This window comes from Nocardia sp. CNY236, assembly GCF_000482385.1.
Taxonomy (GTDB): domain Bacteria; phylum Actinomycetota; class Actinomycetes; order Mycobacteriales; family Mycobacteriaceae; genus Nocardia.
In genome coordinates this window covers 179473-199309 of sequence record NZ_AXVD01000007.1, presented here as the reverse complement: position 1 = coordinate 199309, position 19837 = coordinate 179473, and the positions used below count along the sequence as shown (strand labels likewise).

22 protein-coding genes are annotated in these 19837 nt (G+C 64.2%); 10 read left to right on the top strand and 12 right to left on the bottom strand.

Annotated elements, in window-relative coordinates; genetic code table 11:
- The first annotated feature begins 81 nt into the window (after positions 1-81).
- Positions 82-678, top strand: a complete 597-nt coding sequence (locus K940_RS30685; protein ID WP_051406951.1) for a TetR/AcrR family transcriptional regulator — start codon at positions 82-84, stop codon at positions 676-678.
- Positions 679-774: 96 nt separating this feature from the next.
- Here the strand turns inward: K940_RS30685 and K940_RS27260 are convergent, their stop codons facing one another.
- Positions 775-1590, bottom strand: coding sequence for a TetR/AcrR family transcriptional regulator (locus K940_RS27260; protein ID WP_155980773.1), 816 nt, complete (start codon positions 1588-1590; stop codon positions 775-777).
- Positions 1591-1686: 96 nt separating this feature from the next.
- Here K940_RS27260 and K940_RS0107060 point away from each other — a divergent pair, with 96 nt between their 5' ends.
- Positions 1687-2649 (top strand): daunorubicin resistance protein DrrA family ABC transporter ATP-binding protein, encoded by a 963-nt coding sequence (locus K940_RS0107060; RefSeq protein ID WP_028476956.1) that lies wholly within the window; start codon positions 1687-1689, stop codon positions 2647-2649.
- Complete coding sequence (locus tag K940_RS0107055; protein WP_028476955.1) at positions 2646-3470, top strand: ABC transporter permease; 825 nt, start codon at positions 2646-2648, stop codon at positions 3468-3470. The genes K940_RS0107060 and K940_RS0107055 overlap by 4 nt, the downstream gene beginning before the upstream one ends.
- 91 nt (positions 3471-3561) lie before the next feature.
- Here the strand turns inward: K940_RS0107055 and K940_RS27255 are convergent, their stop codons facing one another.
- Positions 3562-4995: an MFS transporter gene (locus K940_RS27255; RefSeq protein ID WP_231390277.1), complete on the bottom strand. Its 1434-nt coding sequence runs from the start codon at positions 4993-4995 to the stop codon at positions 3562-3564.
- Between the two features lie 12 nt (positions 4996-5007).
- Entirely contained in the window at positions 5008-5808 is an 801-nt protein-coding gene (locus tag K940_RS0107045; RefSeq protein WP_028476954.1) for an acyl-CoA thioesterase II, read from the bottom strand.
- Positions 5809-5861: 53 nt separating this feature from the next.
- Here K940_RS0107045 and K940_RS0107040 point away from each other — a divergent pair, with 53 nt between their 5' ends.
- Together K940_RS0107040 and K940_RS0107035 are read left to right on the top strand one after the other, a co-directional pair.
- Positions 5862-6335, top strand: coding sequence for a helix-turn-helix domain-containing protein (locus K940_RS0107040; RefSeq protein ID WP_028476953.1), 474 nt, complete (start codon positions 5862-5864; stop codon positions 6333-6335).
- Between the two features lie 102 nt (positions 6336-6437).
- On the top strand, positions 6438-6851 hold the full coding sequence (locus K940_RS0107035; RefSeq protein ID WP_028476952.1) for an NUDIX domain-containing protein: 414 nt from the start codon (positions 6438-6440) through the stop codon (positions 6849-6851).
- A 32-nt stretch (positions 6852-6883) separates the two neighbouring features.
- Here the strand turns inward: K940_RS0107035 and K940_RS27250 are convergent, their stop codons facing one another.
- The 5 genes from K940_RS27250 to K940_RS0107010 are packed head-to-tail and all read right to left on the bottom strand — an operon-like array spanning position 6884 to position 10902.
- On the bottom strand, positions 6884-7135 hold the full coding sequence (locus tag K940_RS27250) for a hypothetical protein (protein WP_036527746.1): 252 nt from the start codon (positions 7133-7135) through the stop codon (positions 6884-6886).
- A gap of 48 nt (positions 7136-7183) precedes the next feature.
- Positions 7184-7783: an ATP/GTP-binding protein gene (locus K940_RS0107025; RefSeq protein WP_028476951.1), complete on the bottom strand. Its 600-nt coding sequence runs from the start codon at positions 7781-7783 to the stop codon at positions 7184-7186.
- Positions 7764-8138, bottom strand: a complete 375-nt coding sequence (locus tag K940_RS0107020) for a DUF742 domain-containing protein (RefSeq protein ID WP_028476950.1) — start codon at positions 8136-8138, stop codon at positions 7764-7766. The genes K940_RS0107025 and K940_RS0107020 overlap by 20 nt, the downstream gene beginning before the upstream one ends.
- Complete coding sequence (locus tag K940_RS27245) at positions 8135-8560, bottom strand: roadblock/LC7 domain-containing protein (protein WP_036527743.1); 426 nt, start codon at positions 8558-8560, stop codon at positions 8135-8137. The genes K940_RS0107020 and K940_RS27245 overlap by 4 nt, the downstream gene beginning before the upstream one ends.
- A 2-nt stretch (positions 8561-8562) precedes the next feature.
- On the bottom strand, positions 8563-10902 hold the full coding sequence (locus K940_RS0107010) for a nitrate- and nitrite sensing domain-containing protein (protein WP_036527741.1): 2340 nt from the start codon (positions 10900-10902) through the stop codon (positions 8563-8565).
- Between the two features lie 248 nt (positions 10903-11150).
- Between K940_RS0107010 and K940_RS0107005 the strand changes: the two genes are divergently transcribed.
- A complete protein-coding gene (locus K940_RS0107005; RefSeq protein ID WP_028476948.1) occupies positions 11151-12704 on the top strand; it encodes a succinic semialdehyde dehydrogenase in 1554 nt (517 codons plus the stop codon).
- An 86-nt stretch (positions 12705-12790) separates the two neighbouring features.
- Here K940_RS0107005 and K940_RS0107000 read toward each other — a convergent pair whose 3' ends face one another.
- The 4 genes from K940_RS0107000 to K940_RS27240 all read right to left on the bottom strand — a co-directional run bounded on the left by K940_RS0107000 (position 12791) and on the right by K940_RS27240 (position 15406).
- Positions 12791-13129 carry a hypothetical protein gene (locus K940_RS0107000; protein ID WP_051406950.1) on the bottom strand — a complete coding sequence of 113 codons (339 nt, stop codon included), beginning with the start codon at positions 13127-13129 and terminating at the stop codon, positions 12791-12793.
- 137 nt (positions 13130-13266) lie between these two features.
- Positions 13267-13578 (bottom strand): nuclear transport factor 2 family protein, encoded by a 312-nt coding sequence (locus K940_RS0106995; protein ID WP_028476946.1) that lies wholly within the window; start codon positions 13576-13578, stop codon positions 13267-13269.
- A gap of 181 nt (positions 13579-13759) precedes the next feature.
- Positions 13760-15028, bottom strand: coding sequence for an APC family permease (locus K940_RS0106990; protein WP_028476945.1), 1269 nt, complete (start codon positions 15026-15028; stop codon positions 13760-13762).
- A 66-nt stretch (positions 15029-15094) separates the two neighbouring features.
- Entirely contained in the window at positions 15095-15406 is a 312-nt protein-coding gene (locus K940_RS27240; RefSeq protein ID WP_196812122.1) for an undecaprenyl diphosphate synthase family protein, read from the bottom strand.
- A gap of 456 nt (positions 15407-15862) precedes the next feature.
- On the opposite strand from K940_RS27240, the gene K940_RS0106980 reads away from it, so the two are divergent.
- The 4 genes from K940_RS0106980 to K940_RS0106960 all read left to right on the top strand — a co-directional run bounded on the left by K940_RS0106980 (position 15863) and on the right by K940_RS0106960 (position 19828).
- On the top strand, positions 15863-17371 hold the full coding sequence (locus K940_RS0106980) for an NAD(P)/FAD-dependent oxidoreductase (RefSeq protein ID WP_028476944.1): 1509 nt from the start codon (positions 15863-15865) through the stop codon (positions 17369-17371).
- A 112-nt stretch (positions 17372-17483) separates the two neighbouring features.
- Complete coding sequence (locus tag K940_RS0106975) at positions 17484-18344, top strand: SDR family oxidoreductase (protein WP_028476943.1); 861 nt, start codon at positions 17484-17486, stop codon at positions 18342-18344.
- A gap of 264 nt (positions 18345-18608) precedes the next feature.
- Positions 18609-19022, top strand: a complete 414-nt coding sequence (locus tag K940_RS0106965) for an STAS domain-containing protein (protein WP_028476942.1) — start codon at positions 18609-18611, stop codon at positions 19020-19022.
- On the top strand, positions 19019-19828 hold the full coding sequence (locus K940_RS0106960; protein WP_028476941.1) for an RNA polymerase sigma factor SigF: 810 nt from the start codon (positions 19019-19021) through the stop codon (positions 19826-19828). The genes K940_RS0106965 and K940_RS0106960 overlap by 4 nt, the downstream gene beginning before the upstream one ends.
- The last annotated feature ends 9 nt before the right edge of the window (positions 19829-19837 follow it).

The following is a 19837-nucleotide window of genomic DNA, read 5'->3' as shown; positions in this document are numbered from 1 at the left end:
GCGAATCCGTCCCTCGGCAGCAGCTCACTGGCTCCGCCCACGTGGTATCGACGCCCAAGTGGTGCGCAGTACTATCGACGCATGGCTTCCCGACCCTCACGACCGACATCGCTTCGTGAGATCAAGAAGGCGGAGTCGCGGCAGCAGATCATTCGGTCTGCACGGATGCTTGCATCCGAGGCGGGATACGACGCGACCACCGTGGTCCAGATCTGTGCGCATGCCAGGGTGGGAACCAGTACCTTCTTTCGCTACTTTCCAGAGAAGCAGTCGGCCTTCTTGGCGCCGGAAATCGAACTGTGGAATCGCTACCTCGAAGAGTTCGACCCAGCACAGAACTCCCTCACGGCACTCGACGGCCCGCTCGATCACGTGCTGGCGACTGCCGGCGAGCAATGGGCCGAAGATTTCTCGGCCTCGCTCGACATCATCGGCCGCAGCCAGGTATTGGCCAAGCACAGCTTCGACCACTGTATCGACATGGAGACCACGATCGTGTCTCGTCTGGTCGACGAGGGCGCACCGAACGACCTTTTCACCCATATGAAAGTCGGTGTCTTCCTCGCGTCCTGGCGGATCGCTCAGAGCCGGTGGGGCGCCTCGCCCCGGCGCACGCTTCGTTCTCTGCGGACATGTCGTCGGGATGCCTTCGGCCTGATCGCACAGCTGCACGATTGACGTTCACCCGGCGCATCCGATTCGAAGGCTCGAATAGCTGTATCTCACAACGTTTTTCGCAGTTCAGCGCTGTCGAAATCTCGACAGCGCTGCGCGTCATCGGGTGGTGCCCTGGCGTGGTTCGGTCGGTCCAGTCGGGTTGGACCCGTACGACGCACCTGGTGTCGCGCCGGCACGCCGTGCGAGATGTTCCAGTCCATCGAGAATGCGTTGTAGTCCGAAGTCGAAGTGGTCGAAATCAGCCGAAAACGCATCGTCGGACAGTGAAGCCATGGTCGGGTAGCGGCCGCTGGCCATGGCCCGGTTCAAGACCGACAGCTGTGCCCGCCCGATCTCTGCGCCCGCCTCGCTGGGAACCCCTTCGATCTCGTTCTCGTACAGCTGCATCTGCACCGCGCCGAGCACGTAGCCGGCAATCATGACAACCACCGAGACGAGTTCGCGGTCCGGCAGTCCCATCGGTCGGACCGCGCGCAGGATCTTCTCCATGCCTTCGAGCGCGCCCGGCCCGATTACAGGGCGCGATTGGTCTACGCCGACCAGCCATGGATGCTGCCGGTAGAGCGCGAGCGATTCGTTGGCGAGAGCCTCCAAAGCGGCACGCCACCCATCCCGACCCTCGACGATATGGTCGTCGACTCGCCGCACCCGGTCCAGCATCAGATGTAACAGTTCCGCCTTGCCCGGCACATACCGGTAGAGCGACATGGTGCCGACTCCCAGCTCGGTCGCGACCCGCCGCATGGTCACCGCAGCCAAACCCTCCGCATCGGCGACCGCGATCGCCGCGTCGACGATGCGGTCCAGGATCAGCCCGGGTTTGGGACCCCGACTGGGTCGGGGGGTCTCGCCCCAGAGTAGATCGAGTGTTCGGGTGAGGTCTCCATTTCCGCTGGCCTCCACGCTGTTCATAGAGGTCAGCATATCCGCTTGGCAAGAAACTGAGTACATCGTACTCTTATGTGAGTACAGCGTACTCAGTTTTGTGGCCGGAAAGGATGGACAACGGTGAACAACTCCGCAGTCGTCGTCGAACAGTTGAAAAAGAAATACGGGGACAAACGTGCCCTGAACGGATTCGATCTGACGGTGCGCCGCGGCACCGTTCACGGACTCCTCGGACCCAATGGGTCGGGCAAGACCACGGCGGTGCGCATCTTGTCCACGCTGGTTCGACCCGACGGTGGTCGTGCCGAGATCGCCGGTCTGGACATCGCGCGCCACGCGCGCGCGGTGCGGGCACGGATCGGGCTCACCGGCCAATACGCGGCGGTCGACGAAGTGCTCACCGGCCGCCAGAACCTCGAAATGTTCGGCAGGTTGTTTCATCTCGGCGGTCGAGCGGCCAAGCAGCGAGCCACCGAACTCCTGGAGCGATTCGACTTGACCGCGGCGGGCGATCGTGGCGCCGGCACCTATAGCGGGGGTATGCGGCGCCGGCTCGATCTTGCGGCGTCGATGATCCTCGCGCCCCAGGTGCTGTTTCTGGATGAACCCACCACGGGCCTCGACCCGCGCAGTCGCGGTGAGATCTGGGAGTCTGTGCGTGCCCTGGTGGCCGACGGCACCACGGTATTGCTGACGACGCAGTATCTGGAGGAGGCAGACAACCTTGCTTCCAGAATCACCGTGATCGACCAGGGCCGCGCCATTGCCGAGGACACCCCGGAGGGACTCAAGCGCGCCGTGGGTGCAGACACGCTCGAGATCGAAGCCACCGAGGCCATCGACCTGCCTGCCGTCGCCAAGGCGCTGGCCCGTGTCTGCGCTGGGGAGCCGAGTACCGACGATGCCGAACTGCGGGTGTCGGCGTCGGTGAGCGATCGCGTCGCGGCGCTTACCGAGGTGACGCGCACCCTTCACGACGAGGGCCTCGACATCGCAGACATCAGGTTGAGTCGACCCAGTCTCGACGATGTGTTTCTCCAGTTGACCGGACGCCGCGCGGCCAGTGAGGAGGTCGTTCGATGACGACAGCGAACCGTACGGGAAGCCTCTCTCATTCTCGCGCATACTGGGTAGTCGCCGATTGCTGGAACATGGTGCGCCGCGGACTGACCCACTACCACCGCCAGCCGGCGAACATTGCCTGGCAACTCGGACTTCCGATTCTGTCGGTGCTGCTGTACGGGTATGTGTTCGGCAGCGCGATGAGCGTGCCGGGCGGCGGCGACTATCAGAGCTTTCTCATGCCCGGAATGTTCGCCATGACGATGGCATTCGGATTCGTCAACACCGCGACAGTGGTCGTCTACGACTCCAGCAGGGGCGTCATCGACCGCTTCCGCTCGATGCCGATGGCCTCCTCGGCAGTGGTGTCCGGGCGTGGTGTGACCGATCTGTTCGTCGCCTGCGCCGAGTTGAGCATCCTTGTGCTTACTGCCGTGCTGATCGGTTGGCGGCCCGAAGGTGGCGTGCTGCGTTGCCTTGCAGCCTTGGGGCTGTTGCTGTTGCTACGGTTCGCGCTGATCTGGGTGGGCGTGTGGCTCGGATTGCTGGTGCCCAACCCGGAGGCGGCCGGTGGCCTGTTCGCGATTGCCTTTCCGCTCACGATGATTTCGAGTGTCTTCGTCGCGCCGCAATTGATGCCGGACTGGTTGGGTGTGATCGCGGCCTGGAATCCGGTCTCGTCCACCGTGGCCGCGACCAGGGAACTGTTCGGGACGCCGACCGGCGCAGGGGAATACTGGGTCGAGCAGCACGCGGTGTTGATGGCGGTGGTGTGGCCGGCGATCATTGCCGCGGTGTTCCTGCCCTTGGCCGTGCTGCGATTCCAGCGGTTGAGCCGCTGATCTGCTGCCCTGGGTAGTGCACGGGCGCCCGGCATGAAGTCGCATACCGGGTGCCCATGCAGTGACGGGCCGTGGATTCGTTCGCGGTGCGTCAGCTGATCGCAGCTCGTTCGGTGGCCTCGGCCGGTTGCGCGACAACGGTGTGCGGCATCCGTGTGGCCATGCCGACCAGGCCGGCAACGACGGCGACTGCGGCTGTCACATACCATCCACGCTGGAAGGCCTCGAGCGTCGCCTGCGGGGTTGCCGGTGAGCCGAGTACCGCGATCAGCACTGCGACGCCCACGGCCAGTCCGATTTGGCGCGCCATGCTCAAAACTGCGGAGCCGGTGGCGAATCGCTGCGGCGGCAATCCGCTGGTTCCGGCTGCGAAGGCAGTGGGCAATGTCAACCCGATACCGATACCGCCGACCACCATGCCGCCCAATAGTCCGCCGACATAGTTGGGCTGCACCGTGATCGCCTGTGCCCACCACACCATGCCTGCGCCGAAGGTGACCCCGCCGATCGCGATGACCGTCCCGGCGCCGATCCTGCCGATCAAACGTCCTGCCAGAACCGCCACGATCGGAACCATCAGAGGACCCGGCGCGATGGCCAAACCCGTGCGCAACGCCGACCAGCCCCAGACGTGTTGCGCCCACAGCACCACCGACAACAACATCGCGCCGAAGGCGATATTGAACAACACCGCATTGCCGGCCATCGCCGCGAAGTTGGGTGCGCGCAGCAGTGCTGGATCGACCACAGGGCTGTGGTGACATGCGGAGGAGGCGACGAACGCGACAGCCAGTATCGCCGCCGCCGCGAAGGCCAGCAGCACACCGCTGGCCGACCACCCCCACTCCTCGCTCTGGACCAATCCGAACACGAGTGTGGCGATCGTTGCGACCAGCAGCGCCGCGCCGAGAAGATCGGGCAGCTTGCCGGCATCACCCGGTGGGCTGGGCAGTTTCCGCATGCCTACGACCACCGCGGCCAGCCCGATCGGAACATTGACCAGAAACACCCAGCGCCAGCCGAATTCGACGAGCACGCCGCCGAGTACCGGGCCGAGTGCCGCGCCGATTCCGGCAAAGGCGACCCACAACCGCACGGCCATCGCGCGCTTCTGTGGCGGGCTCGCCGCCAACACCAGGCCCAACGACGCCGGAGTCAACAGGGCGCCACCGACGGCTTGGATCACGCGGAACATCACCAGCGAGCCGACATCCCACGCGATCGCGCACAATGCCGAACCGACGACGAAAACGGTGAGTCCGAGCAGGAAAGTGCGGCGGATACTACCGCGATCACCGAGTCGCCCAGCAGGGACGAGCAGCGCCGCGAACACGATCGCGTACGCATTGAGCACCCAGGACAGTCCGGAGAGCTTCGATTCGGCGAAGCCGGCAGATATATCGGGGAGGGCGACATTGACGATGAACAGGTCCAGGCTCGACAGCAACACACCGACCGAGACGATGCCGAGCACGCCCCGGAAGTCTGGTGCAGGTCGCGCCGGGGTCATGGTGGAAGAGTTCACGAGCAGCCCGCCTCAGCCGAGGACGCGGCGAGTCTGCCGAGCCGTGGCGAGCAGGCGCCCGTCTCGATGCCAGATCGAGACATCGTCGACCGACCAGCCGCCGGCGGTCGAGGCATTCGTGGTCTGTACCAGGACCGGTTCACGTCCGGTCGGCTCACTGTGCAGGTACATCGACTGAGCTACGGTGGGGACCGCGACCGGTGCGCGCAAGCGGGGGAAGATGGCCGGCGGCAGCGCGTCGGCGAGAATGGCGAGGGTCGGGGTCGACAACGGTAGTTCGGGAACCAAGGAGATCCAGGCGCACATCATCCGCTCGTCGGCTCCGCTCAGCGGCAATGGCCCCGTAGCCGGACGGATGTCGAAATGAGCACTCACCGGCACGATGTCGGGCGGCAAGGCGAACGTCGCACAGTCCTGCGGAGCGGGCGCATCGGGTGCGGGGGCGCCCGCGTGGCAGTCGACGCTGCTCGCTACGGTTCGACCGAACGTGATGGATGCTTCGGCGATCGGGCCACCGGATTGCTCGGCACGGACGGTCATCACGGTCGTGCTTCGACCAACGGCGTATTCCGATTCCTGCAACGACAGCTCGCCATCGACGGGACGACCCAGAAAGCGTAGATCCACCGCGCGCGCGGACTGAGATTCGACGGCGGCATGCTGGCTGGCAACCTCGATGAGTAGTGCGGCGATCACACCCCCGTGCGGCCCGGTCCAGCCGCGCCAGGTCCGATCGATTCGTGCATTCCAACCGGTGCCGGTCGCCGACAGAGCGAATTCCTCCACGAGTGTCCGCATAGTGAGTTGCGTCATGCAACAGACCATAGGGTAGCAAGTTGTATCAAGCAACTTACTATGCTGGCATCATGCGCAGGACGAGTTTCGCGGACATGAACTGCTCTGTGGCCCAGTGTCTGGAGGTGGTTGGGGAGTGGTGGACGCTGCTGATCGTGCGGGACGCACTCCTCGGCGTGACCCGCTTCGACGACTTTCGCGCGCGCCTTGGGATCGCGCGCAACGTGCTGACTCAACGGTTGGAACACCTGATTCACCACGGGGTGCTCACCCGAGACCCTTACCAGGACAACCCGGTTCGCTACGACTACCGCTTGACGGCCAAGGGCCGATCCTTGTGGTTGGTCGTCACGGTCATGCGCCAATGGGGTGACGCCTGGGCGGCGCCGGACGGCCCTCCCATACAGTCGATGCATACAGAGTGTGGGCATCTGACGACGATCGAGCCGGTGTGCTCGGAATGCGGCGACCATGTCCGGATCCGCGATCTACGGCCGATCCTCGGGCCCGGGGCCCAGGACCCATCGGCTCTCCCATTCGGCTGACGATCTTCACCGCCCATGTCGAGTCGAATGGGAGGCCGGCGCCATACCAACACGGGATGCGCCACCGCGCGGGCTCCACTGCCGGCAGCGTAGGCTGCGGCGGTGACAGACGGGCGAGTGCCTCGGTTGATCGACACCGTGGCGTGGGTGCGGATCGAGAAGGGTCGCATTCTCTGCGCGCGACCGCGTGGACGACATACGTTCTTCATCCCTGGCGGCAAACGCGAGCGCGGCGAGACCGATAGACAGACACTCGTGCGCGAGATCGAGGAGGAACTCTCGGTCACCCTGTTGCCCGAGACGGTCGAGCATGTCGGTACCTACGAGGCGCTTGCCACCCCCACGAGTGCGGAGCTGGTCCGGATGAGTTGCTATACCGGCGACTACCAGGGGCTGCTCACCGCCAGCAGCGAGATCGAAGCAGTGGCATGGTTTCGCTACGCCGACCGCGCCCACGTGCCCCCGGTAGACCAATTGCTCTTCGACGATCTCGCGCGTGCTGGTTTGCTGCAGTGAGTTGCGAGTCGAGCGAAGCTGTCATCCACTCGCTACCCCGTATTGCAGAGCTTCCATACGCCGTCTTCCTTTCGCAGGAGCTCGGTCTCGGATATTTCTGTTTCGACTCGATCTCCTGAAACCAACTCGACAACCGTGCCGGATACTTTTGCACGCGCGGTATCGTCGGTTATCTCGATATCGTCGATCCGATCGACAGTCAATGTGACAACGGAGAGTGCCTCTGCAAATTCTTGGGCTTCTTCGGGATTATCGAAGAACACGGTCGTGGCCTCCGAACTCACAGTCGACATTTCCCGCGGCACACCGTGTCGCTCACCGCCGCGGGACGCTCACGTGGTGGCCTGTGCCCGCAGCACACGCTGGATCAGATGCTCTACCAAAGTCAGCAGCATGGTCTTGCACGATCCGCGGTCACGGACGTCGCAGAGCATCACAGGGGTGACCGGATCGAGGTCGAGTGCGTCACGAACCTCCTGCACGGTGTAGTGCGGGGCTCCCTCGAAACAATTGACTCCCACCATGAACGGCAGCCGACGTCGTTCGAAGAAGTCCACCGCGGCGAAGGAGTCGTCGAGTCTGCGAGTGTCGGCCAACACGACTGCCCCGAGCGCGCCGCGCGCCAACTCCTCCCAAAGGAACCAGAACCTGTCCTGGCCCGGTGTCCCGAACAGATAGAGCACCAAGTCGCGGTCGATGGTGAGTCGGCCGAAGTCCAGCGCGACGGTGGTCGTGATCTTCTGCTCGACACCGGTGAGGTCGTCGACGCCGGTGCTCATCTCGGTGATCAGTTCCTCGGTCCGAAGCGGAGGGACTTCGCTGATCGTCGAAACCATGGTGGTTTTGCCGACACCCAGCCCGCCAGCGACGAGGATCTTGACCGAAGCGGCCAGTTGCGGCATGCCGCTGGGGTCAGAGTTTGTGGATTCCATCCAGTACTGCTCGCAATATCTCGAGGTCGTCGGGTCCGGTCTCCGTCGGAACGGGGACGCGGAAGATCAATTGTCGATCGCCGATCAGGTCACCGACGAGGACCTTGGTCACCGCCAGCGGTAACCGCAACTGTGCAGAGAGTTCGGCAACGGTTTGCGAAACTCTGCACAGGCGAAGAATATTCGCATACTCCGGTTCTGCCCGGTGCAGCGCATCCGCGGAATCGTCGGCGACCACAGAAGTGAGCATGTCCAATTCTGGTCCGGAGCTGGTGGTGCGTCCGTTCGTGAGTGCATACGGGCGGACCAGAGGGCCGGCCTCTTCGTCGAACCAGGATTCGAGGGGGTGTGTCATTGCGGATTCGGCTCCACGTGCACGACGAGATCCTGTCGCGCAGTGGTGGACAGGTATCTGCCCAAACGTTGGACGGTCGAATTCATTTCATAGGCGACCATACCGAGATTTGCGGACTCGACAGCCTGAAGTGCCAAACAGGCGTTGTCGCCCGCCGCGGTCACGAACAGCACGGCACGGTCGAGCTCGATGACCGCCTGTCGCACGCCGCCACCGTCGAACCGCTGGCCCGCGGTGCGCGCCAGCCCGTACAGGGTGGAAGACATCGCACCGAAGTGCTCGGCGTCGTCCCTACTCATTGCGCTGGAGCGGCCGAGGAGCAGTCCGTCGGTGGACAACACCACCGCATACCGGACGCCGGCCAGTCGATCGACGAGATCATCGAGTAGCCACGTGAGATCACCTGTGGAGGAATCGGACATCCTCAGCCTTCCTGTTCGTCCGGGACGACAGTGCTGCGGCGCCCTCGCCGCGTCCCGGTCTCGATGGCGGACATCAGATCGCGGGCATGTTCGGCCGACCGCGGTGTCGGCGCGGTGGTGGCCGGCTTCTGCACAGGCTGCGTAGCGTGTCGTGGCAGCGGGCGCTGTCGCGTGCGCCGCGGCAGCGCTGGACGGCCGTCCGCCATCCGCTCGATGGATGCGCCACTGTTCGGATGTGGTCCCTTCTGGGGGAGCGCCGGTGGCTGGATGGTCGCTGAATTCTCGGACGACGCATTGGCTTGGGCAGACTTCGCAGGTTCTGTCGCGGTGGCAGCCGCCGGTGGGAGGACATGCGCGGGTTGGGGATCGGCGCCCGCCGATGGAGTGGGTGCGCCGAGAAATTCGTCGGCGAGCAGCGCGGTCGGGACGAGGACGACCGCCAAGGTCCCGCCATAGTCCGACTCCGACAGCCGCACCGAGATACCCTGCCGGGCCGCAAGTCGGGCAACGACGAACAATCCCATCCGGGAGTCGGCCGACAGCGCAGCCACTCCGAAATCGGGTGGATTGCTCAGCATCGCATTCATCGCGTCCCGATCTGCCGGGGCTAGGCCCATGCCTCGGTCGCCGATCTCGATCGCCACTCCTCTTCCGACGACATTGGCGGTCACTTCGACCCGCGATTGCGGCGGGGAGAAGGAGGTGGCGTTGTCCACCAGCTCGGCGAGCACATGAATCAGGTCGGCGACAACGGTGCCGACCACGTGAGCCTCTGGGAGGCGGGCTACGCGAACCCGTGCGTAGTCGAGTGTTTCGCCGATGGCGCTGCGAATCACGTCCACCAGCGGGACCGGGTTGCGCCACTGTCTGCCCGGCTTGCCGCCACCCAGGATGATCAGATTCTCGGCGTTGCGCCGCTCCCGCGTCGCGAGATGGTCGAGGCGGAAGAGTGTGTCGAGCAGGATCGGGTCTTCTTGTTGCCGCTCGGCCTCGTCGAGAATTTCCAGTTGACGGTGCGCTACGACCTGGCTGCGGTGAGCGATGTTCAGGAACACCGTCTTGACGCCCTCGCGAGTATGGGCTTCGGCTACCGCGGCTGCGACGGCCGCGGAATGCGCATGCTGAAACGCACGGGCGACTTGGCCGATCTCGTCGCGACCGTAGTCCAGGGCGGGTGATTCCGCGGCGGGATCGATGCTGTCGCCCTCGCGCAGCCTGCGCATCATGTCCGGCAGGCGCTCGTCGGCCAGTGCGAGTGTCTGGCGACGTAGCCGCTTCAGGCGGCGAATGATGCGGTTGGCGATGGCCACCGCGACCAGAAAGGCCAGGATGCTGACCACGAGTACGCCGCCACCGAGCAGGGCGGACTTGCGGGCGGCTGCAGCGGCGGTGTCCTCGGCAAGTTTCTGAGAGGCCCGGTTGTGTGCAGTCCAGGCATCGGTCAATCCCCGGTTGACTTCCGCTGCGGCACTGAGCCATTCCGGTGTGCTCAGCGGCAACGGGGCGGCGATCTCGGAGCGTACGCTGGGTGCGCTGGTATTCGATGTGGTCGCCAACGATGCCGTCGCTCGCGCAGCGATCGCGCTTTCCATCGAAGTCAGCTGCTTCCAGGCCGTGCTGACGGTCAGTGCTTGCAGATGTTGCCCCTCCGCGCCGTCGAGTTCGAGGCCGAGAGCGGCGATTTCGGTGTGGTAGAAGCCGATCTGACGAATGTACTCTTCGCCGGGGATCGCTGGGGTCGCATCCGTATCGAGGTACAACGCGCCGAGCGCAGTACTGCGTGCCATCGCCTCACTGGCCTTGAACAAGCGCAGGCCAGTGGCGATACGGACGGCGATCGCAGCGTCTGGTGCGGTGCGCTCGGCGACTTCGGTGCCCGCGGGAATCACATCGAGCATGCGGTTGTAGAACAGGTAGGCGTCGGCGGGCGACAGCGCGGTCGCGTCGATTCCAGAACGGACAGCGGTCAGCGTTTCCATGAGTGCGGTGAATTCCGCGACATCATCGCGGAGCCGGGCTTCGTCCACGTCGCGGATGCCTTCGTAGGCGTCGACCAGCCCCCGCAGCGCCACATCCAGCCGCAGTCGGGCGCCGCTGAGCGCGGGGGCGACGGCGCTGTCGCCCGACAGAAGTGCGAGGGTCAGGTGACGTTCGTGTTGCGCTGCTTCCAGCAATTCCCGGGTCGAAGGGATGGCTTGCTGGTGTTCGGCTGCCCAGTCCTCGGCGGTGTTTGCTTCGGTGACCAGGTAGCCCGCCGCGCCGACACCGACGACAAGCAGGGTCAGGCTCGGTATGAGCGCAATCGCCAGAATCCGGGTGCGGACCCCGAGCCCTCTGAACATCGGCACAACGTAATCGACAAACCGGTCTATCCGGACAAGTTGTCTCGGTGAGTGGGACTCGATTTGACTCTGCGCAGGTCGTTGTGAGCGACGACTGCGATGGCGGAAGAGGTCGGGGTGGCGACCCGACGGAGGCAGTGTCGGTCGCCGCTTTTGTCTGGACTGCGAGGTGGTGCCCCGTTGAGCCCTGGAAGCCATCCGCAGCGTAGATTGTGTGTATCCCGGTTACTGACAACTAGGAGGCAAGGATGCCCGCGCCGGAAGCTGAAGTATTCGAGCGCCTGAGCGCGCTGGCCGTAATCGAAGCGCCCGCAGACCGTCGGAAAAAGACGATCGTCGAGACGTTCACCGGAAAACCACTGGGTACCGTACCGGTGGGCACGAAGGCCGATGTTGCGCACGCGTTCGAGAAGGCCAGGGCTGCACAGGAACGCTGGGCGGCGCAGCCGGCAGCCGAACGCGCAGCGGTGCTCGAGCGCTATCGGGCATTGTTGGTGGAGCACCGAGATTTCCTCATGGACGTGGTCCAGGCCGAAACCGGCAAGGCGCGGTGGGCAGCGCAGGAAGAAGTCGTTGCCCTGATGCTGGCAGCTCGCTATTTCGCCAAGGTCGGGCCTCGCTTGTTGGGCTCGCAACGGGTGCAGGGTGGCTTCCCGTTGATCACCCGAGCCTCCGTCTCTGCACAACCCAAAGGCGTGGTCGGTGTCATCGCGCCATGGAATTACCCGCTGGTGCTGTCGGTCGGCGACTCCATCCCGGCGCTCATGGCAGGAAACGCCGTGGTGGTCAAACCGGACAGCCAGACGCCGTATTCGACGTTGGCGGGCGCGGAATTGCTCTATCGGGCAGGACTACCGCGTGACCTGTTCGCCGTCGTCCCCGGTCCCGGCGCCGAGGTCGGCACCGCGATCGTCGAAGCGTGCGACTATCTGATGTTCACCGGCTCTTCGGCAACCGGCCGCACCCTGGCCCAGCAATGCGGCCAGCGGCTGATCGGCTTTTCCGCGGAATTGGGCGGGAAGAATCCGATGATCGTCACCAAGGGTGCAAACCTCGACAAAGCCGCCAAAGCCGCTGTGCGCGCGTGCTTCTCCAACGCCGGGCAGCTGTGTATTTCGATCGAACGGATCTATGTCGAACGCGAGGTCGCCGCGGCATTCACCGAGAAATTCGTCGCCGAAGTGAACGCTGCGGCGCTCAGCGCGACCTACGATTTCTCCACCGATATCGGCAGCCTCATCTCCGAATCGCAACTGGAAACCGTCTCCAAGCACGTCGCGGACGCCACCTCCAAGGGCGCGAAAGTGCTGGCCGGCGGCAAAGCGCGCCCGGATCTGGGACCGCTGTTCTACGAGCCCACCATCCTGTCCGGGGTGACCGACGAGATGGAATGTGGTCGCAACGAAACCTTCGGTCCGCTGGTGTCGATCTACCCTGTCGACAGTGTCGGGGAAGCCGTTCGCCTGGCCAACGACAGCGACTACGGCCTCAATGCCTCGGTCTGGGCGGCGAACAAGTCCGACGGTGAACGGATCGCGGCGCGGTTGCAAGCCGGTACCGTGTGCGTCGATGAGGCCTACGCGACCGCGTGGGCCACCACTGGCGCGCCGATGGGCGGTATGGGTATTTCCGGTGTGGGCCGTCGCCATGGTCCCGATGGACTCCTGAAGTTCACCGAACCGCAGTCCATCGTGGTGACGCGCTTGACGAATCTCGATGGCCCCACACTGCTTCCGAAGCACGTGTGGCAACGGCTGATCATGCGATTGGCTCGTGGCCTACGCTTCCTACCCGGTCGCTGACCTCGGCACGTGTGTCCCGATGGTCGTTTCATCCGGAGACACGGCATCGAACCGGCACAGGTGATGCGAGACTTCGCCTGTGCCGGTCACTTGTGGAAGAAGATCCCCGCGACGTCTGCGTCCTTGATCGGGGTGTCCGCGTTCGCCTGAGTGCCGCACAACAGTTCGACCGCCACCATAGTTGCGTCTACGACGGTGCCCGAGGGTTCGTTTTCGTTCTGAGTTTGCTGTTTGACGAACTTGGTGATCGTCATGCGCTTGGCATCTTGGTCCTGCTCGATGTACTGGCTGCACGGGGTGTCGCCGCCGCGGTTGAGTGCCCGTTCGATATCGGTGCAGCCGGCAAGGGCAGCGACCAGCACGGCGACTGCGAAACCGGTCGTCCGGATCCGTGCCCCTCGGGTCCGAGATAGTAGTGCCCTCATCGACGATCCTCCTGGTCGCTGTCGCGGTCGCCCCACCTTAAAGCCACGGCACGTCGGTGCTGCGGCGGGTCCGTGGGTCAGGCGCTACAGAACTCGGCGGCAGGTTCCGCGACAGGCGTGCCGAGCGGCGGTGACCGTCAGGCCTGCCCGGTCTCGAAGCGGCTGACCTTGCCGTCGCGAACTACGAACCGCCAGGTGGTACGCATCGAGCCCCACCGCGAATTGGTGTAGTCGGCGACCAATTCGGTGCCGCCGTCACCGACGGATTCGATCCGCATCCGAGCATTGCCGATGAAGATCTCTGTTTCGGTCCACTGGGCAAGGTTGCGTTCGACGCCGTCATCGGACATCGTCGCATCGTCGGTGAGCACAGCGTAGAACCGGTCCTGATCGGCGGCATTGACCGCGTCGATGAACTCCTGCACCGTCGGATTCAGCTGTGCGGCCATCCGTGGCGTCCTCTCGGATCGGTAGAGAAGCAACAAATAGCAAACCATTGGCATCCACTGTAAGGCAGTGATCGACTACCCGGTATTGCGCCACAACAGCGGGTACCACCCCATAAGTCGTCGGCGCAGTCGTGCTCCCGGCAACACTTCCGCTGCAGTGGAGTAAATACTGGCCCGTGGGTCAGACCCGGCCGCGGCCCGAGCTGATCACGCGGCGGGCGGTGTAGGTCGCGGCCCCGAGGACGAGCACGCTGACGCCAGCGATGACGGATTCGATTGGCAGCGTGCCCGCGAGCACAATGCAGCCCGCAGCTCCCAGAGCGGGTACCGCCCGACGAAGTCGTCCCTTGTAGGGGAGATTCCACGCCGCGACGTTGGCGATCACGTAATAGGTGAGCACGCCGAAGGACGAGAAACCGATTGCGCCGCGCAGGTCGGTGGTGGTGGTCAGGATCACCACTGCCGAACCCACCACGAGCTCTGCACGATGCGGTACGCCGGTGCTGGGATGTATCGCCGTCAGCGCGCGTGGAAGGTGGCCGTCGCGAGCCATGGCGAAGGCAGTGCGGGAGACACCGAGCAGCAACGCAAGCAATGATCCCAGCGCCGCAATCGCGGCGCCGATGCGAACGGCCGGCATCAGGGCCGGCAGGTCGGCAGCGCGCACAGCGTCGACCAGCGGCGCCGCGACGGCACCCAGGCCGGACCCGCCGAGAACGGTCAAGGCGGCGGTCGCGACGGTGACGTAGACCACAAGGGTGATCGTCAGAGCCACCGGGATCGCCCGCGCAATGGTGCGTGTGGGGTCACGCACCTCTTCGCCCAGGGTAGCGATGCGCGCGTACCCGGCGAAAGCGAAGAACAGCAGGCCACCGGCTTGTAATACCCCGTGCAGCGACACATCCGGTCCTATGTCGAGGCGGCCGAGGTCGGCGGCGGGGGAGCGGACAGCCGCGATCACCACCGCTGCCAGAACTGCCAGGACGATGCCGACGATCGCCCGGGTGAGCACAGCCGACTTCTGCACTCCTCGGTAGGTGATCGCCGCCAAGGCCAGTACCGAGGCGACTGCGACCAGGCGTGGTCGCTCGGGCCACAGGTAGGTACCGACTGTCAGGGCCATCGCCGCGCAGGAGGCGGTTTTGCCCACCACGAAACTCCAGCCGGCCAGATACCCCCAGAACTCGCCGAGACGTTCTCGCCCGTACACATAGGCGCCGCCGGAGGTCGGGTATCGTGCGGCCAACCGTGCCGAGGACGTGGCGTTGCAATAGGCCACCACTGCCGCAACTGCCAGTCCGATCAGCAGGCCGGACCCAGCGGCCCGCGCCGCCGGCGCCAGCGCGGCGAAAATGCCAGCGCCCAGCATGGAACCCAACCCGATCACCACCGCATCGAGTAGTCCCAACCGACGCGGTAGCCGGTCGCTGAAGTGCCTGGAGGTCGGCATGGCAGCTGCGAATCCTTGTCGAGAATCGATCGGTGGATGCGACAAACGATATTCGGTCTCGACTGTTCACGAATCTCGGCTATACGCCGTGGGGGCCGCCGGGAGTAGATCGAGTGATCCGATTACCTGGACTTCCCAACTTCTACCTTCGGCGGCGATGTCGCACACAGTTGTTTCGATGATCTCGACCAGCGACTCGAGTTCCGCTGCAGGGCGGCCGAGATTGTCATCGGAGAGCATGAAGAGGGTGACGTGTGCGATGTCTGCAGCCGTGCACCATTCCAGAAACTCCGCCACTTTGGCGCCGCCGACGCGATATCCCTCCCGCACATCGTCGTGGCCGGCTTCTCTCGCCCACCGGCGATTGCCATCGAGCATGATTCCGATGTGTTGTGGTCGCGGCAGTCCGGCCTAGGTCGTGGCCAGTCGACGCTCGTAGACCGCCTCCATCGGTCGACGTAAGAACAAGGGCAGAAGTTTCATTCGACTCTTCTCATGTCACGGTGTTCAGAGCCGCTATCGGGCCGCTCGCGTCCTCGGCCGAGGATCGTTCCGATGGCCGCACACCCCAGCCATCGGAAACAACTGTGCGCCATTTGATATCAGAAAGCAAGAATGAAGTCAATATCCCATTCAGTGATGGCGCATATGAGACAACGTCAGCGGTGTGATGTCATGTTTGGTTCACCACTCATCGATATATGAACGCGGACAAGGCTTTGCGCACCTCGTATGCCGCCGGACCCGGACTAGACGTAACCAGTGATCACACGTAGCCTGTCTCCGCGCGTACTCGCTAGTGCGCGCGGCCAACTGAACGAAACGAGTACTTCCATGACGCGGCATGTCGACGTATTGATAATCGGTGCTGGACTTTCGGGAATCGGCATGGCATGCCATCTCACCAGGCAGCAGACAGGTCGCAGCTATGCGATTCTGGAACGTAGAACGTCCATCGGCGGCACCTGGGATCTGTTCCGTTACCCCGGCATTCGGTCCGACTCCGACATGTTCACGTTCGGATACGACTTCCGTCCGTGGCACGGCACGAAGGTGCTGGCCGAAGGGCCGTGGATTCGCGACTACATCGAGCAGACCGCAGTCGAATACGGCATCACCGAACATATCCGGTTCGGTCGGAGAGCGACCACAGCGCGCTGGTCCAGCGCGACCGCTATGTGGACAGTCGAGGCGATAGACGAACAAACCGGTGAGACCGAGATCTACACCTGCAATTTCCTGGTCGGCTGTACCGGTTACTACGACTACGACAACGGCTATCGCCCACGGTTTCCCGGCGAAGAGAACTTCGGTGGGCAGATCGTGCATCCCCAGCACTGGCCAGAAGGGCTCGACTACTCCGGCAAGCGCGTGGTGGTGATCGGCTCCGGCGCCACCGCGATCACACTGCTTCCGGCAATGAGCGACAAGGCAGCTCACGTCACCATGTTGCAGCGCTCGCCGACCTACGCCACCACATTGCCCGCCGACGACCCCATGGCAGTGGGCATGAAACTGGCCAAGGTGCCTGCCAAGATCATCTACCGGATCGGGCGCATCCGAAATATCGCACTGCAGCGCATGATCTATCAGCTCTCACGCAGCAACCCGAAGGCGGTCAAGAAAGTTCTGCTCGGCGCCGTGCGGATGCAGGTCGGCGCAAACGTCGACATGCGCCACTTCACTCCCACCTACAACCCGTGGGACCAACGTCTGTGCATGGTGCCCAATGGTGACTTCTTCAAGGTAGTGCGAAACGGCAAGGCGTCGATCGTCACAGACCACATCGAGACGTTCACCGAGAATGGAATCCGTTTGGTCTCCGGGGAGGAGATACCTGCCGACCTGGTTGTCAGCGCGACCGGCTTGACCCTGCAGATGCTCGGTGGGATGAGCCTGGAAGTGGACGGTGAGCCGGTGGTGGTCCGCGATCGGGTGTTCTACAAAGGTGCGCTCTTGGACGGCGTGCCGAACGCGATGGTCGTGTTCGGCTATATCAACGCCTCGTGGACGCTGAAGGCAGATCTGGCGGCCGAATACTTCTGCCGTGTGCTCAACCATATGAAAGCCAACGGTCTGACCCGGGTGGAAGCCGTTGCCCGCGACAGTGATCGCAGCCCGCACTCGATCATGGGCAGCTCGTTGACCGCCGGTTATGTGCAGCGCGGGGATGCGGCGATGGTACGACAAGGCACCAACGGACCGTGGTGGATGGCCCACAACTACTACCACGACCGCAAGTTGTTGCGCGAGGACGTGATCGACGAGGGCATACTCACCTTCAGCGCGGCCGAGGGGGCCTCGACCCCGACGTCTCCGTTGGAAGGTTCGCGAACAGCGTGAGCCCGGCGCATGTCAGGGTGCCAGGGCCGGCGCAACCACCCGCCCACGGTGGTGCATGCCGAGTGATCGGTTCATGGACCCAAGTGATCGCGGTTGCGTAGGGTCGTCGGCTATGACGAGTTTCGGCGGTAAGACTTGTGTGATCACCGGAGCGGCCAGCGGACTCGGTCGCAGCACGGCACTCGCCGCCGCAGACAAGGGTGCGTCGCTCGTGCTGACCGACATCGCCCCCGAGGGACTCGCTCGGACCGCCGCCGACGCCCGTGCCGCGGGGGCGACCGTGCACCTGGCCACGGCCGTGGACGTCAGTGACTACGACCAGGTCGTGGCATTGGCAGCCGAGGCGCACTCTCGGGTCGGCACCGTCGATATCGTCATGAACGTGGCGGGTATCGCCACCTGGGGTACCGTCGACCGGTTGGCGCACGCACAGTGGCGGCGCACCATCGACATCGACCTCATGGGCCCGATTCATGTCATCGAGGCCTTCGTTCCCTCGATGATCCAGACCGGTCGCGGCGGTCACATCGTGAACGTGTCCTCGGCCGCCGGATTGTTCGGGCTGCCCTGGCACGCACCCTACAGCGCGGCCAAGTTCGGTCTGCGTGGAGTATCGGAGGTCTTGCGCTTCGACCTGGCCCGGCACCGTATCGGGGTCAGCCTCGTGTGTCCGGGGGCGATGGCCACACCCATGGTGGACAGTATCGACATCGCGGGCGTCGATCGCACCGCCCTGGCGGTGCAGCGCGGCATGTCGGTGTTCAGCCGGCATGCGGTGTCGCCGGAGGCCGCAGCCCGATCCATCGTGCATGGTGTCGAACGTGACCGGTACCTGATCTTCACCTCCCCCGACATCCGCGTCGGTTGGTGGACCCAACGGTACTTTCCTCCCGCGTATACCCTCGCGATGCGCGGTTTGAACTGGGCAATGACCCGCTATGTCGCGTCGAAAGCCGGTATCACGCGTGGGTGAGGAACCCCGGGTTCGGGAATCGGGCGGCTCCGATTGCCGGCGCACCGACCGCGGGTCGCAAGCCGTCGTAGTTGTCCTGCCGAACGCCGCCGGGAACGAGTCGGCCGTGCCACACTGTAGAAAGGTTGAGACCACAGCCGACCCCGGTTCGACGCGTACGGAGTAACCGATCGATGGGGCGGCACGATACCCGATTCGTTCACCTGCCGCCTCCATGACCAGCCGTCGCGCGGAACTGGAATCTTCGTACTTCGGAGGTTCGACTTGTCTGCCATTTCTCTGCTCCGAGAACCTGCCGCGGACGTGCGTCTCGACGGTTCGGGACCCGAATATCGCTGCGACAACCGGGTGTGGGTCCAGCGGGTGAATCGGCCCTGTAACTGTGTCGTGGTTCGGGTCGAGGGCGAGTTGGATGCCGCCGTGTCGGGCGAGTTCTACCACACGGTCGAGCGAGCCCTGCGGACATCGTGTGCGGCAGTTGTGGTGGATCTGCAGGCGACCAGATTTTTGAGCCTGCGCGTGGCCATGCGACTGGGCGCCCTACGAACCGGCGAATCCGGTGGTCCCGATCTGCGGATCGTTGCAGGCGGCCCTGGAGTCGAGCGGGCGCTCGAGGTGACCGGTGTGCGGTCGTTGTTCACGCACTATTCGTCGGTGCAGATGGCGCTGGAGGTGTGAACCGAGCACGACGCCGTGGGTTCGTTCCGGAGTCGGGATCACGCCGCGACAGCTACGACAATGTCGAGCCGCTGTTCGAGAAGATCGAGGCGCTGGCTACGGACGACCCCCGGCGGGCGGCCATGCGTCTCGAGTTGATCGAGCGTTGTCTTCCGCTGGCCGAGCACATCGCACGGAAGTTCTCCGGACGTGGGGAGAACTACGAGGACTTGCTACAGGTTGCACGATTGGGGCTGGTACAGGCCGTCGACCGCTTCGATGTGTCGCGCGGATCGTCGTTTCTGTCGTTCGCCGTGCCGACCATCATGGGCGAGGTCCGGCGGCATTTTCGCGACAACACCTGGGCGGTGCGGGTGCCGCGGCGGACCAAGGAGATCCAGCTGAGCATCGGTGCGGCGGTGGAGACATTGTCCCAGCGCCTCGGGCGGATGCCGCGAGCTCGTGAGATCGCGGTGCAGTTGGACGTCGACGTGGTCGAGGTGATGCAGGCTCTGATCGCAGGCAACGCCTACCAGTCGGCATCTATCGACACCGTGGCCGGCGACGATACCGACAACGGCACATTGCCCCTGCTCGACAGCCTGGGCGCCGAGGAGCCCTCGTATCACCTGGTCGAAGACTTCATGGCGGTGAGGCCGCTGATCGGTGCTCTGCCCGACCGCGAGCGTCAGGTACTGATCATGCGGTTTTTCGAATCACTCACCCAGAACCAGATCGCCGAGCGGCTCGGAGTGTCGCAGATGCATGTGTCGCGTATCCTGTCCCGGACGTTGCACGCGCTGCGCGAGCAGGCGCTGCGCGACTGAGCGTCATCG

Coding starts and splice junctions, on each gene's coding strand:
- K940_RS30685 (WP_051406951.1), top strand. CDS start 82: ATGGCTTCCCGACCCTCACGACCGACATCGCTTCGTGAGATCAAGAAG.
- K940_RS27260 (WP_155980773.1), bottom strand. CDS start 1,590: ATGAACAGCGTGGAGGCCAGCGGAAATGGAGACCTCACCCGAACACTC.
- K940_RS0107055 (WP_028476955.1), top strand. CDS start 2,646: ATGACGACAGCGAACCGTACGGGAAGCCTCTCTCATTCTCGCGCATAC.
- K940_RS0107045 (WP_028476954.1), bottom strand. CDS start 5,808: ATGACGCAACTCACTATGCGGACACTCGTGGAGGAATTCGCTCTGTCG.
- K940_RS0107040 (WP_028476953.1), top strand. CDS start 5,862: ATGCGCAGGACGAGTTTCGCGGACATGAACTGCTCTGTGGCCCAGTGT.
- K940_RS0107025 (WP_028476951.1), bottom strand. CDS start 7,783: ATGGAATCCACAAACTCTGACCCCAGCGGCATGCCGCAACTGGCCGCT.
- K940_RS0107020 (WP_028476950.1), bottom strand. CDS start 8,138: ATGACACACCCCCTCGAATCCTGGTTCGACGAAGAGGCCGGCCCTCTG.
- K940_RS27245 (WP_036527743.1), bottom strand. CDS start 8,560: ATGTCCGATTCCTCCACAGGTGATCTCACGTGGCTACTCGATGATCTC.
- K940_RS0107010 (WP_036527741.1), bottom strand. CDS start 10,902: ATGTTCAGAGGGCTCGGGGTCCGCACCCGGATTCTGGCGATTGCGCTC.
- K940_RS0107005 (WP_028476948.1), top strand. CDS start 11,151: ATGCCCGCGCCGGAAGCTGAAGTATTCGAGCGCCTGAGCGCGCTGGCC.
- K940_RS0107000 (WP_051406950.1), bottom strand. CDS start 13,129: ATGAGGGCACTACTATCTCGGACCCGAGGGGCACGGATCCGGACGACC.
- K940_RS0106995 (WP_028476946.1), bottom strand. CDS start 13,578: ATGGCCGCACAGCTGAATCCGACGGTGCAGGAGTTCATCGACGCGGTC.
- K940_RS0106990 (WP_028476945.1), bottom strand. CDS start 15,028: ATGCCGACCTCCAGGCACTTCAGCGACCGGCTACCGCGTCGGTTGGGA.
- K940_RS27240 (WP_196812122.1), bottom strand. CDS start 15,406: ATGCTCGATGGCAATCGCCGGTGGGCGAGAGAAGCCGGCCACGACGAT.
- K940_RS0106980 (WP_028476944.1), top strand. CDS start 15,863: ATGACGCGGCATGTCGACGTATTGATAATCGGTGCTGGACTTTCGGGA.
- K940_RS0106975 (WP_028476943.1), top strand. CDS start 17,484: ATGACGAGTTTCGGCGGTAAGACTTGTGTGATCACCGGAGCGGCCAGC.